At 71.6% G+C, this 12,380-nt stretch carries 9 protein-coding genes; 2 read left to right on the top strand and 7 right to left on the bottom strand.

The window, feature by feature from the left end:
- Nucleotides 1–25 precede the first annotated feature (25 nt).
- Nucleotides 26–772, top strand: coding sequence for a DUF4142 domain-containing protein (locus tag ACN20J_RS32880; protein WP_189837618.1), 747 nt, complete (start codon nt 26–28; stop codon nt 770–772).
- 27 nt (nt 773–799) lie between these two features.
- Here ACN20J_RS32880 and ACN20J_RS32875 read toward each other — a convergent pair whose 3' ends face one another.
- The 6 genes from ACN20J_RS32875 to ACN20J_RS32850 all read right to left on the bottom strand — a co-directional run bounded on the left by ACN20J_RS32875 (nt 800) and on the right by ACN20J_RS32850 (nt 9,000).
- Complete coding sequence (locus ACN20J_RS32875; RefSeq protein ID WP_419667408.1) at nt 800–1,333, bottom strand: MarR family winged helix-turn-helix transcriptional regulator; 534 nt, start codon at nt 1,331–1,333, stop codon at nt 800–802.
- 218 nt (nt 1,334–1,551) lie between these two features.
- Nucleotides 1,552–2,640, bottom strand: coding sequence for a LacI family DNA-binding transcriptional regulator (locus ACN20J_RS32870; protein WP_189837616.1), 1,089 nt, complete (start codon nt 2,638–2,640; stop codon nt 1,552–1,554).
- 107 nt (nt 2,641–2,747) lie between these two features.
- Complete coding sequence (locus ACN20J_RS32865) at nt 2,748–5,297, bottom strand: beta-galactosidase (RefSeq protein WP_419667407.1); 2,550 nt, start codon at nt 5,295–5,297, stop codon at nt 2,748–2,750.
- Entirely contained in the window at nt 5,297–7,063 is a 1,767-nt protein-coding gene (locus tag ACN20J_RS32860) for a beta-galactosidase (RefSeq protein WP_419667406.1), read from the bottom strand. Before ACN20J_RS32860 ends, ACN20J_RS32865 begins: the two co-directional genes overlap by 1 nt.
- Before the next feature lie 81 nt (nt 7,064–7,144).
- Nucleotides 7,145–8,350, bottom strand: a complete 1,206-nt coding sequence (locus ACN20J_RS32855) for an MFS transporter (RefSeq protein ID WP_419669002.1) — start codon at nt 8,348–8,350, stop codon at nt 7,145–7,147.
- 266 nt (nt 8,351–8,616) lie between these two features.
- Nucleotides 8,617–9,000 (bottom strand): hypothetical protein, encoded by a 384-nt coding sequence (locus ACN20J_RS32850; protein ID WP_189837613.1) that lies wholly within the window; start codon nt 8,998–9,000, stop codon nt 8,617–8,619.
- Nucleotides 9,001–9,199: 199 nt separating this feature from the next.
- Between ACN20J_RS32850 and ACN20J_RS32845 the strand changes: the two genes are divergently transcribed.
- Complete coding sequence (locus ACN20J_RS32845; protein WP_189837612.1) at nt 9,200–10,453, top strand: cytochrome P450 family protein; 1,254 nt, start codon at nt 9,200–9,202, stop codon at nt 10,451–10,453.
- Between the two features lie 560 nt (nt 10,454–11,013).
- On the opposite strand, the gene ACN20J_RS32840 is transcribed toward ACN20J_RS32845, so the two are convergent.
- A complete protein-coding gene (locus ACN20J_RS32840; RefSeq protein ID WP_419669001.1) occupies nt 11,014–12,330 on the bottom strand; it encodes a cytochrome P450 in 1,317 nt (438 codons plus the stop codon).
- Nucleotides 12,331–12,380 lie beyond the last annotated feature (50 nt).

Below are 12,380 nucleotides of genomic sequence, written 5' to 3'. Positions count from 1 at the left end.
CAGGCCGTTCACCCAGGAGGCACGCATGCGTGTAACGCAACGCACGGCAGGAACCGTATTCGTGATCGGTGGGCTGGCCGTGACGCTCACCGCGCTGGCCTACCCCGCCCTCGTCGGGATAGAGAAGACGACGACCGACCAGGCGCGGATCATCGCCAACACCCGGTACGGGCCGCTGACGGAGGCCGACCGGGACTTCGTCATCAAGGTTCGGGCGGCGGGGCTGTGGGAGCACCCGCTGGGGCTGATGGCCATGGAGCGGGGGACGACGCCGGAGATGAAGGAGGCCGGGGAGCATCTGGTCGCGGGGCACTCCGGGCTCGACGAGATGTGCCGGAACATCGCTCCCGAGCTGGGCATCACCCTGCCCAACCAGGCCAGCCCGCAACAGCAGCAGTTCGTGGCGACCGTGGACGGGAGCACCGGCAAGCAGTTCGACACCACCGCGGTGAACATCATGCGGGTGACGCACGGGCAGATCTTCCCGACCATCGCCAAGATCCGGGCCAGTACCCAGAACAGCATGATCCGGCAGCTGGCCGACCTGGCCAACGACACCGTCCTCGACCACATCACCGTGCTGGAGAAGACCGACCTCGTCAACTACGACCAGGTCAACTTCCAGCAGACCACCCCGCCGAAGCTCCCCAAGGACGACACGACACCGCCGGCGCCGCAGCCGGGCTCGCCCGTCCTCGTCCTCAACGAGCCTCCGGGGCTGGATGTGAACACGAGCTCCCCGACGCCGGCTCCCAGCCCGAGCGTCGGGTGACCCCGAGGACCCGTCAGAGGGAAGGGCTCAGGCGTCGTGCGTCGCCGGCATGTCCACCCAGCCCAGGGGGTACGGCTCCGCGTCGTCCAGCGCCGGGGCCAGGGGCTCGCCGCCCGCCTCGTTGAACGCCGTCAGCGCCTCGACGAGTCCCTCACGCTGCTTCGGGGTGAGGCGTTCGACGATCGCGGAGATCTCGGCGCGCCGACGGGCGGTCACGTTCGCGACCGTGTGCCGTCCCTCCTCCGTGAGCTGCAGCAGGGTCTCGCGGCGGTTGGTGGGGTTGGTCCGGCGGTCGGCCAGCCCGGCGGCGATGAGCCGGTCGATCATGCGCATGGCGGTGGACGGCGCGACCTGGAGCAGCTCGGCGAGCGTGACCAGCTTGGTGGCACCGCGCGTGGCGAGCACCATCAGCATCCGCACCTGCGGCAGCGTCACGCGCTCCTCGACCTCGGCGAGCGAGCGCGCCGAGACCGCGACGAGGAGGCGGGAGGCGGTCAGCACCGCATGGGTCACCGCGTCGACATCGTCCATGGCCCCGGCTGGGGTCTCGTGCTCCGGCATGTGTCCTTTGTATCCCGCCGAGGTGCCCGGCCACTCACCGGATCGGCACAGATTTTCCTTCTCCATGACCTGCATGCGAGCTCAATGACCTGCGTACGAGCTTCCATGGTCTGCATACGAGTTCCATGACCCGCGTACGAGCTCCATGGCCTTCGTACGAGGCCGACGGCCGGCCGCGCTCAGCCGTGGCCGGGCTGCCCGGACTGCCTGGGCACAGGTCAACGGCCCGGGGCCGGTCCCGTGCTCCTCCGGACGATCAGTTCGACCGGTACGACGCGGCCGACGGCCGGCTCGGGCGGGCCGTCCAGCTGGGACAGGAGCAGGTGCAGGGAACGGGTGCCGATCTCGGGGAAGTCGGTGCGGACCGTGGTGAGCGGGGGCAGCAGGTGTGCGGCCTCGGGGATGTCGTCGTAGCCGACGACGCTGACGTCGTCGGGGACGCGGCGGCCCGCCTCGTACAGGGCACGCAGCAGGCCCAGCGCCATCTGGTCGTTGGAGGCGAAGATCGCGGTGACCTCGGGCCGGACGGCCAGTTGGCGGCCCAGTTCGTAGCCCGAGTCGGCGCTCCAGTCGCCGATGAGGGGCTCGTGGACCTCGGCCCCCGCCGCCTCCAGCGTGGCCCGCCAGGCCTCGACCCGTCTGTCCGCCGACAGCCAGCCCGTGGGGCCCGCGATGTGCCAGACCGTCGCGTGGCCCAGCGCCAGCAGGTGTTCGGTGGCCTTGCGCGCGCCCGCCCGGTTGTCCGCCGTGACGAAGGACGCGTCCTTGCCCAGGTCGTTCTCCAACACCATGAGCGGGGTGTCCAGTTGGGCCTCCGCCAGCGCCCTGCCCACCCAGCGCTGGGGGGCGATGGCGATCACACCGTCCGCGCCCTCGGCCGACAGTGTGTCCACGGCCCGTACGACGGTGGCCCGGTCCGCCGTGTCCAGCGCGATGGAACTCACCAGGTAACCGGCCTCCTGGGCCGCCGTGTTGATCGCCGTCAGGATCGAGGCGGGGCCGAACCGCGCCGCGTCGAAGGAGATCACGCCCAGCATGCGCGTTCTGCCGCTCGCCAGGGAGCGTGCGCTGCGGCTCGGGCGGTAGCCGAGCGTGCGCATGGCCGTCCGGACCGCCTCGCGGGTCTCGGGGCGTACGGACGGGTTGTCGTTCAGTACGCGGGAGACGGTCTGCTTGGAGACACCGGCCAGGCGCGCCACGTCGTCCATCACCGGTCGCGCCCCCGCGAAGTTGCGGCGGCTGCGGCCCTTGGGGAGGTCCTTGGGAGGGCCTTGGGGCGGCGCGCCGTCACCGGCACTTCGGGTCATGACGGGTGATGTCCTTCGGGTTCGTCCCGGCGGTCGTGCCCCGCCCGGCTGGCCCACAGGATAGGCCGCCGGGAGGGAGCGGGACCCGGCGGCCGGGCCTCGGGGGCTCAGCCCGCCCGCATCACCCACGTACGCCCCGTCACCCACTCGACCCGCCCGATCCGCGCCGGCACCGCTCCCCCGGCCCCGCTCGTACGCGCCGCCTCCGCTCCCCCGTCCCCACTCGTCTCCGCTGCCTCGGAAGCGGCCGCCTCCGCCGCCACGTACACCCGGGCGTCCGCGTGCCGGGGCAGCACCCGCAGCCGCAGACCCTCCTCGCGGAGGGCGTCCGCGGGGAGCCGGTCCAGGGCGATGTCCCAGACCCGCCCCGCCGCGAACTGGTCCGCCACGAGTGTGTCCCCCACGTACGCCCGCGCCACGTCTCCGGTCCAGTGGACGCGCAGGAGGGTGCCCGGGATCGGAAGGCCGTCCGGCAGGGCGACGGCGTACTCGGCGGCCGTCGCCGTGTCGAAGTACTTGTCCGCCGGCGCGCTCGCCCGGCCCAGCACGCCCGTCACCGGCTCGGGCGCCGGTCCCGCGGCGGCCCGGACCAGCGTCGCCGACGCCTCCACGACGGCGTGGCGGCCTCCGCCCTGCACGGTGTAGCGCGTGAGCACCCCGTCCGCCGTTTCCCGAACGACGGCCCCGGTCAGCCCAGTCGCCGCCCCCACCCCACTCGCCTCCGTCACCACCGGCGCCCGCTCCGGTGCGGGCAGCACCGCGAGCGACGGTTCCCCGGCCGGCCGACCGTGCACCCGCACCTCGCCCTGCCCCCGGCCCTCCTCCTGTCCGTCCCCCCGCCCATCCCCCTGCCCTCGGCCGTCCCCCGCCCGCTCGTCGAAGACGACACCGTCGGCGCAGAGCACCAGCCGCTCCGTTCCCCACGCGACACCCCGGTAGGCGGTACGGGCCGTCGCCGCGTCCAGGACCAGGAGGCCGACCCGGTTGCCGTCCGTCGTGATGACCTCGACGAGGGCGTCGGTGCCGGGCCGCAGCCCGTTGATCAGGACGCGGCCACCGACCGAGGAGACCCGCCGCGTCGGTGCGTAGACCGACCTCAACGTGCTTGCGTCCAGGGCCAGTTCGGGGGCGATCCCGTCGACGGCGGCCAGCACCAGGACTGTACGACCGTCCGCGTCGACCGTGCAGACGGGCTGGGCGGTGGCCCAGTCGAGCCGCAGTCCGGCCACGTCGAGTCGCAACGGCCAGCAGAAATAGGCTCCTTGAGGGATCGTCACCGGCGTACTGGGAAACGTCAGTTCACCGGCGTCAGGGAACTCCACCGTGAACGACGTGTCCGGATGGTCCGGCAGCGGCTCATGGGGCTGATGGTTGTTGACGAAGAGGAAACCGGACTGCCCGTCCGCGCGGACCGCCCACCTGAGCGTCTCCCGGTCGTACTGCCCGGCCGGCCGCCGCTCGGGAAGCACGGACTCCATGGGCGCGATCAGATGGCCGAAGTCGGCCAGCATCAGGTGCTGGAGCCGGAGTTCGTCGTACGAGGGCCGGTACTGCCCGTACTCCCCCAGCGGGGCCTGGAAGTCGTACGTGAGGACCGGCAGGTCGTTGGGATAGCCGGTGGCGTGGGACTCCTGAAGGGATGTCAGCTCGCCCGGTGGATTCGTACCGCCGTGGAACATGTAGTAGCCCTGCCACACCGAGCCGCAGCCGATCTTGGTGAGGCCGAGGGCGCCCACGTCGGCCGTGTCGACGTACGGGCGACGGTGATAGGCGACCGCCATGCCGCCGCCCAACTCACAGGTGGCCCACGGGAATCGGTCCGTGGGTGCCGGTTCACCGCCGCGTACGACGGCCGGTCGCAGGTCCGCGCCGATGCCCTCGTCGTCGCGCTGGTGGGTGAAGAAGAAGTGCTTGCGGCAGGTGTCGGGCCAGCCGCCGTCCGCCTCCGTCCAGAAGGTCTCGGGGTAGCCACCGTAGAGCGGAAGCAGTTCGTCGGGCGGGAGTCGGACCCCGCCCCACGCCGTCGACGTCCAGAGCGGGGCGCTCAGCCCGGCCTCCTGTGCCATGCGCTTCAACGTCAGCAGATGGCCGGGCTGGTCATAGAGCTCGTTCTCGATCTGGATCGCGACGATGGGGCCGCCGTGCGCGCGGTCGAGCCCGCGCAACTGCCCGGCGATCGCCCCGAACCAGGTGCCTACGGGGGCCAGGTAGGCCGGATCGTCCGTGCGCGGGGTGCAGGCTCGGGCCAGCAGCCAGTCGGGGAGGCCGCCGTTGCGCACCTCCGCGTGGGACCAGGGGCCGATGCGCGGGATGAAGTCCAGGCCGTGGCGGCCGCAGAGTTCGGCGAAACGCCGCAGGTCCCTGTCCCCGTCGAAGCGGAGGCGGCCCTCGGCCTCCTCGTGGTGGATCCAGATGACGTAGCTGGCGACGGCCGTCACCCCGCCCGCCTTCATCTTCAGGAGTTCCTCCTCCCAGTCCCGGGCCGGGTAACGGGTGTAGTGGAACTCGCCGGAGACCGGGAACCACGGGCGGCCCCCGCGGGTGAGGTAGCGGCTGGTGACCTCGATCGGGTCGGGGACGCCGGGGGCGTCGGTGAAGGGGAGATGGCCTGCTAACGGGGGTACGGCGGATGCGGGAACGCGCAGGTGGTGCGGCATCAGGGCTTCACCGGGCCGAGGTCGGGGGTGTCGGTGAGGAGCGCGCGCGGGCCGGTCGTGGCCTGGAGCTCCAGCAGGACCAGTTCGTTGGTGCCGCGGCGCAGTACGGGCGCCGGGACGTACAGCGTGCGCTGCGGGCCGCGGTTCCAGTAGCGGCCGAGGTGGAAGCCGTTGACCCAGGCCTGGCCCTTGGTCCAGCCGGGCAGGGAGAGGAACGTGTCGGCGGGCGCGTGGACCTCGAAGGTGCCGTGGTGGAAGGCGGGACCGGCGTCATCGGGCGCCTCGGACGCCGGGGCGAAGGGCACGGAGCGCAGGTTGTCGAGTGCCAGCGGATGGCAGTCCCAGCCCTGCAGGGCCGTGCCCTTGAAGGTGACCGGGCCGAGCAGCCCCTTCGGCGCGCCGATGCGCGGGCCGTAGTTGACACCGCCCATGTTCTCCACGAGCACGTCGAGCGAGGCACCGGCCCGCGGAACGCGCACGGGCAGGGCCTCCTCATGGCGTTCACGTTCGAGTATGCCGACGGGGGCGCCGTCCACGAAGACCTGGGCGCGATCGCCGACACCGCCCGTGAAATGCAGTACGCCGTCGCCGTGGTCCGGGACCGTGGTGCGGTAGAGGACGTAGCCCGACCTCAGGCCCAGCTCCTCCGCCGTCACCGGGTCGGCGTCGACGCGTACGGGCTTGGCCAGGGCTGTCGCGTGCGGGAGCAGCGCGGCCCGACGGTCCAACTCCACCGTGGTGAGCGGGAGTTTGCGGGACGGCGCGGGGACCGGCTCGTCGGGGACGGGGGCGTGGCGGGCGATCACCTCGCGGAAGGCGTGGTACTTGGGGCCGGGGTCGCCGGACTCGGTGAGGGCGGCGTCGTAGTCGTACGACGTCACGATCGGCTCGTACGCGTGGTCGTGGTTCGCGCCGTTGGTGAAGCCGAAGTTGGTGCCGCCGTGGAACATGTAGATGTTCACGGAGGCGCCCGCGGAGAGCAGCCGGTCGAGGTCGGCGGCGGCGTCCTCGGCATCCCGCACGTGGTGCGGCTCGCCCCAGTGGTCGAACCAGCCGATCCAGAACTCCGCGCACATCAGGGGCCCTTCGGGCTGGTGCGCGCGCAGCTGCTGCAAGGAGGACTCGACTCTGCTGCCGAAGGTGGCGGTGGCGAGGACACCGGGCAGGCTGCCGGCCGCCAGGTGCCCGGGGTTGGCCTGGTCGCAGGTGAAGAGGAGTTCGTCGATGCCGCGCGAGCGCAGGGACTGGGCGAGGTGTTCGAGATACGCGGTGTCGTCGCCGTACGCCCCGTACTCGTTCTCCACCTGTACGGCGATCACCGGGCCGCCGTTCGCGGCCAGTTGGGGCACGATCGGGGGCAGCAGCAGGTCGAGATAGCGGTCGAGCGCGTCCGTGAAGCGGGGGTCGCTGCTGCGCAGCCGGATGTCGGGGTCGGTGGTCAGCCAGGAGGGCAGGCCGCCGCCGTCCCACTCGGCGCAGATGTACGGGCCGGGGCGCAGCAGGACGTGCAGTCCCTCGGAGCGGGCGAGGCGCAGAAAGCGCGGCAGGTCGAGGAAGCCGTCGAGGACGAGGGTGCCGGGCTCCGGCTGGTGGAGGTTCCACGGTACGTACGTCTCCACCGTGTTGAGGCCCATCAGGCGGGCCTTTCGGAGCCGGTCGGTCCACTGGTCGGGGTGGATGCGGAAGTAGTGCATCGCGCCGGAGATGATGCGGAACGGCTCGCCGTGGAGGAGGAAACCGTCGGACGACGTCGTCAGAGCTGACATGCGTGAACTTCCTTTCGGTTCAACGGAGTTCGGGCAGGGAGTTCGGGCGGGGACCGGCCGGGCCGGACCGGGGAGTCTTAGTCAGCGGACATCGGCATCAGCATCGGCGTCCGTGTCGGTGTCGGTGTCGGTGTCGGTGTCGGTGTCGACAGTCCGCGTCGCGCGGATCAGCCACACCGTCGCCGCCAGGCACAGCGCCGAGACCGCACCCAGCAGGAGGGGCACCGCGCGGACGCCGGACCACTCGATGGCCTTGCCGAGCGCGGGTCCGGCCGCGACCCCGCCGACCATGGACGCGGCGATGACCACCGCTCCGGCCCTGCGGGCCTTCGGGGCCGCCCTGTTGAGCCAGGGCAGCCCGGTGGGGAAGATCGGCGCGATGAACAGCCCGACACCGGCGTACGCGTAGGGGGCGAGCCCCGGTACGGCGGCCAGCAGCAGGCAGACCGTCATGCCGGCGCAGGAGACGGTGATGATGGTCTGGGCGGAGTAGCGCAGCGCGATCGGTGCCACGAGAAAGCGGCCGACGGTCATCATCAGCCAGTACACGGAGGTCGCGGTGGCGGCGACCCCGGCGCCGTAACCGACTGTCTCCAGGTGGGTGGGTTCCCAGCCGCCGACGCCCGCCTCGATGCCCACGTGCAGGACGTAGAGGGTGACGAAGACGGCGAGCACGGACCCGAGGCTGCGGCCGAGCACCCGCCCGCCACGACCGGCCTCGGTACCGCCGGTGGCGGGGTGCGGCACATGGTCGCGTACGCCCTTGAGGCACAGCAGCAGCGGCAGGTTGGCGGCGGCGAAGACGAGGAAGACCGCCGGATAGTGCTCGGAGCCGACCAGGCCGATCAGGGCCGGGCCGAGGATCGCGCCGATGCCGAAGTGTGCGTTGAGGATGTTGAGCATGGCGGTCGAGCGATGGCCGAAGCCGACGGCGAACAGCTGGTTGAGCCCGTAGTCGATGCCGCCGAAGCCCAGCCCGGCGAGCAGGGCGGCGGCCAGGGCGAGCGGCCAGTTCGGCGCCAGCGCGAAGCCTGCCGCTCCGACGCCCATCAGCAGATACGAGGCGCCGAGGATCTGCCGGTTGCCGAGCCGCCCGTACAGCCGGTCGAAGAGGAGGACACCCGCGACCCCGCCGACGAAGTGGGCGCTGAGCCCCAGTCCGGCGGCCGAGGGCGAGAGCCCGAACTCCTCGCGGAAGGCGGGGATCGCGGGACCGTACAGCGCCTGGAGCGCACCGATGAGGACGAAGCCGACGCAGGAGGCGACCACGGCCGCCGGGCTGAACACGGGCTTGTCCGGGGCCACTTGGGCATGCTTCGGGACGCTCGCGACCGGTCGCACGGTCGTCGGACCTGTCACGTGGTCACTCAAGCGGGACTCCAGTGGACGGCCCACGCTCCCGTGGGCGACGAGCCGGCCCGGACACCGGCGGCAGCGCTGCGAGAACCATGATGTTACCGGTAACTCAACGACGTCAAGATCCCCGCGGCAGGACAGTGCGGGGGTGAGGTCGCGGCCCGGGCGGACGCCCAGGGGCGGACGCCGGAAGTCGTTCAGGACAGGGTGGCGCGCAGGGCGGCGTGGAGGCCGGCCGGGTCCGTCCAGTGCCTGGTCCTGGTCGGCGGCACCCGCCAGTGCAGACCGGGGGCGTATGTACGGTGGCGCGGTGGGATGGCCACGTGGGAGCCGGGGCCGAGGATCTGGGCCGGTGGGAGGTCCCAGTCGGCGGCCTCGCCGGGCGGGACGAGCCAGTAGAGGATGCCGCTGCCGCCGTAGCCGTCCTCGATGACGGCTCCCGTGCGGGGCCCGAGGTGTTCGAGGATGCTCAGGCCCGTGGCCAGCGGAACCCGCACCGCGTCCCACCACTCGCCGGCCGGTAGCGTCCGCACGTCCGGTCCGAGGGGCCGCAGCCATCTGGGGGCATCGCTGCTCGGCATGGTCCGGCTCTCACCGCCTCTCGCCCGGGAAGCACGACCCTAGGGCGGACCCGATTCACCAACTTGCCAGTACGCGTAGGGAACTTGTCGACATGCGCAGCACGTCCCGCGCGCTCTCGTTCGCGAACCCTACGGCCGCGTAACGTCACCCGCCGTATTGGTGTTCGAGCAGTTCGCGTTTCAGATACTGGAGGCTCCCATGTCAGAGCAGGGCTCCATCGTCATCGACCCGTCCGGTCGCGACATCCACGGCGAGGCGACACGGATACGCGAACAGGGTCCGGTGACCCGGGTCGAACTCCCCGACGGTGTGGAGGCCTGGGCGGTCAGTAGTACGGACCTGCTCAAGAAGCTGCTCACCGATCCACGGGTGTCGAAGGACCCGCGGCAGCACTGGCCGGTGTGGATCAACGGGGAGATCTCCCCGGAGTGGCCACTGTTCACCTGGGTCGCCGTGCAGAACATGTTCACTGCGTACGGCGGAGAGCACAAACGCCTGCGGACCCTGGTGTCGAAGGCGTTCACCGCCCGCCGGACGGCCGCGCTCCAGCCGCGTATCGAGGAGATCACCAAGACCCTGCTCGACCGTATCGACGAGGCCGGGCGGCGGAGCGAGGTCGTCGATCTGCGCGAGGAGTTCTGCTATCCGCTGCCGATCCAGGTGATCAGCGAGTTGTTCGGGCTGCCCGAGGAGAAGGGCGCGGAGTTGCGTGCCGTCGTGGACGGCATCTTCAACACCGCCGCCACGCCGGAGGAGGTCACGGACATCTATACGAGGCTGTACGCGGCCCTCGGTGAACTCGTCGCCGCCAAGCGGGAGTCGCCCGGCGACGACCTCACCTCCGCGCTCATCGCCGCGCGCGACGACGAGGGTGACACTCGGCTGAGCGAGCAGGAGCTGCTCGACACGCTGGTGTTGATGATCAGTGCGGGGCACGAGACCACGGTCAACCTCATCGACAACGCGATTCACGCGCTGCTGACCCATCCCGAGCAGCTCGCCCATGTCCGGGCCGGGCGGGCCACCTGGGACGACGTCATCGAGGAGACGCTTCGGGTCCAGGCGCCCGTGGCCAGCCTGCCGTTGCGGTACGCCGTGGAGGACCTTGCGGTCGGGGAGCTGGGCGGGCCCGAGGGGGTGGTGATCGGCAAGGGGGAGGCGATCCTTGCGGCCTACGCTGCCGCCGGGCGCAACCCCGCGGATCACGGGGCTGATGCCGACCTCTTCGATGTCACCCGGGTGGGCAAGGAGCACCTTGCCTTCGGTCATGGGGTGCATTTCTGCCTTGGCGCGCCGCTGGGGCGGATGGAGGCTCGCATTGCGTTGCCTGCACTCTTCGAGCGGTATCCGCGCCTTGAACTTGCCGTGCCTGATGGTGAGTTGAGTCCGGTGGCGTCCTTCATCTCCAACGGTCATCGGTCTCTGCCGGTGCGGTTGAGCGCGGCTGGCTGACGGGTGGGGTCGCCCTGAAGGCACCGGTGCCTGGGGTGGTTTGCCATGTGCAGGTCGGTTTCCGTTGCCCGCGCAGTTCCCCGCGCCCCTGAAAGCACCTGTGCCCAGGTCCGTTTGGCACGTGACGGTCCGTCCTTGTTGCTCGCGCAGTTCCCCGCGCCCCTAAAGGCGCCTGTGCCCAGGCCCGATTGGCACGTGCGGGTCCGTCCTTGTTGCCCGCGCAGTTCCCCGCGCCCCTGAAGACACCTGTGCCCAGGCCCGTTTGAAAGGCGGCCCTCTCCGGACCGCACACCCGTGGGGTAGCGGCCGGAGGGGACGTGGCGGGATGTGTGGCCGCAGCTTACGGTGACGTGAGGTGCGGGCACCGGGGTGAACGGGGGGTGCGGCTTCCGCTGCGGGCGGACATTCCGACGCGGCCCCTCACCCAGGAGGCGGGGCTCAGCCCCAATCACCCCAGGGGCGCGAGGAACCGCGCAGCCGGCCCCCACCCACCTTCAGGCGAAAACGAGCCTCCACCTGCAGCCAGCCCCCCCCACCCGCAGATAAAAGCGAGCCCCTACCTACTCCCCACGCCACCACGCCCGAAGCCGCGCCCACGCACCCTCCGCGCGGACCGGCGCGGGCGCAGGCGGCTCCGGCTGCCCGCCGGCGGCGAACGCGGGCAGCCCCGGCCGCCGCACACCCCCCTCCCGGCCGGCCCCCGCCTCCCCACTCACCGGCGCCACAGGAAACCGCACCGGCAGCGAGGCCAACGCCCGGTGGAACGGCCCGGGCCGCCACTCCAGCTCCCCCACCGGTACCGCGAGCTCGACATCGGGCAACCGGTCGAGCAGCTTCTCGACCGCAACCGCCGCGATCAACCGGGCCGGACTCTGCGCGGGGCAGTTGTGCGGCCCGGCGCTCCACGCCAAGTGGGCCCGATTGCCCGCACGTTGGTCGTTCGTCAGCGCCGGATCCGTGTTCGCGGCGGCGAGGCTGATGACGACGGGATCACCGGCGCGCAGCAGCGTCCCCTCGTACACGACGTCCCGAATCGGGTAGTGCACCGCGTAGTTGGCCATCGGCGGATCGGTCCACAGGACCTCGTCGAGCGCGTCCTCGACGGGCAGGCTGCCACCGCCGAGGCTGCCCGCGAACCGGTCGTCGGAGAGCAGCAGCCGCAGCCCGTTGGAGATCAGGTTCTGCTGGGGCTCGGTGCCCGCGCCCATGAGGACGACGAGCTCGTGGATCATCTCCTCGTCGGTGAGGGCGGCCGGGTGGGCCATCATCCAGGACGTCATGTCCTGCCCCGGCCGGGCCCGCTTGAGCGCGATGAGGTCGAGCAGGGTCACGGTGAGCAGCTCGTTGGCCTTCTCCGCGTCGACGCCGTCGAAGATCCCGGACATGCCCTCGACGAGCCGCTCACCGAGGTCGGGCGGGCAGCCGAAGAGCCGGTTGAAGACGAGCAGCGGCAGGACCTGGGCGTACTCACCGAGCAGGTCGGCCTCGCCGCGCGGCGCGATCAGGTCGATCAGCGTGTCGGCGCTGCGCTCGACGTATCCGCGCAGGGTGTTGGGCTCGACGCGGGCCAGGCTGTCGGTGATGGCGCCGCGGAGCCTGCGGTGCTCCTCGCCGTCGGTGAACAGCGCGTTCGGCCGGTACATCATCATCGGCACGACCGGGCTGTCCGGCGCGACGGTCCCGTCGGCCAGGTCGCGCCAGCGGCGGGGGTCCTTGGAGAACGTCTCGGGGCTGCGCAGGACGTGCAGCGCGGCCTCGTACCCGGTGACGAGGGTGGCGCGCACGCCGGGCGCGAGTTCGACGGGCGCGGTGTTGCCGTGCGCCCGCAGCTTCCCGTAGAGGGCACCGGGGTCGGCGGCGAACTCGGGGCCGTACATGGGGTGGTGGAAGGGGCAGCCCTCAGGTGGCGCGGAGACGGGGCCGGGGG

Source organism: Streptomyces sp. 2-1, assembly GCF_048564895.1.
In the GTDB taxonomy this organism is placed as follows: Bacteria; Actinomycetota; Actinomycetes; order Streptomycetales; family Streptomycetaceae; genus Streptomyces; species Streptomyces phaeochromogenes.
The sequence above is the reverse complement of the archived record's forward strand: the minus strand, read 5'-3'. Positions and strand labels throughout refer to the sequence as shown.

Bases quoted from the DNA above. Each gene is read 5' to 3' on its own strand.
- ACN20J_RS32845 (WP_189837612.1), top strand. From the start codon at position 9,200: ATGTCAGAGCAGGGCTCCATCGTCATCGACCCGTCCGGTCGCGACATC.
- ACN20J_RS32860 (WP_419667406.1), bottom strand. From the start codon at position 7,063: ATGTCAGCTCTGACGACGTCGTCCGACGGTTTCCTCCTCCACGGCGAG.
- ACN20J_RS32870 (WP_189837616.1), bottom strand. From the start codon at position 2,640: ATGACCCGAAGTGCCGGTGACGGCGCGCCGCCCCAAGGCCCTCCCAAG.
- ACN20J_RS32840 (WP_419669001.1), bottom strand. From the start codon at position 12,330: ATGTACGGCCCCGAGTTCGCCGCCGACCCCGGTGCCCTCTACGGGAAG.
- ACN20J_RS32850 (WP_189837613.1), bottom strand. From the start codon at position 9,000: ATGCCGAGCAGCGATGCCCCCAGATGGCTGCGGCCCCTCGGACCGGAC.
- ACN20J_RS32865 (WP_419667407.1), bottom strand. From the start codon at position 5,297: ATGCCGCACCACCTGCGCGTTCCCGCATCCGCCGTACCCCCGTTAGCA.
- ACN20J_RS32875 (WP_419667408.1), bottom strand. From the start codon at position 1,333: ATGCCGGAGCACGAGACCCCAGCCGGGGCCATGGACGATGTCGACGCG.
- ACN20J_RS32880 (WP_189837618.1), top strand. From the start codon at position 26: ATGCGTGTAACGCAACGCACGGCAGGAACCGTATTCGTGATCGGTGGG.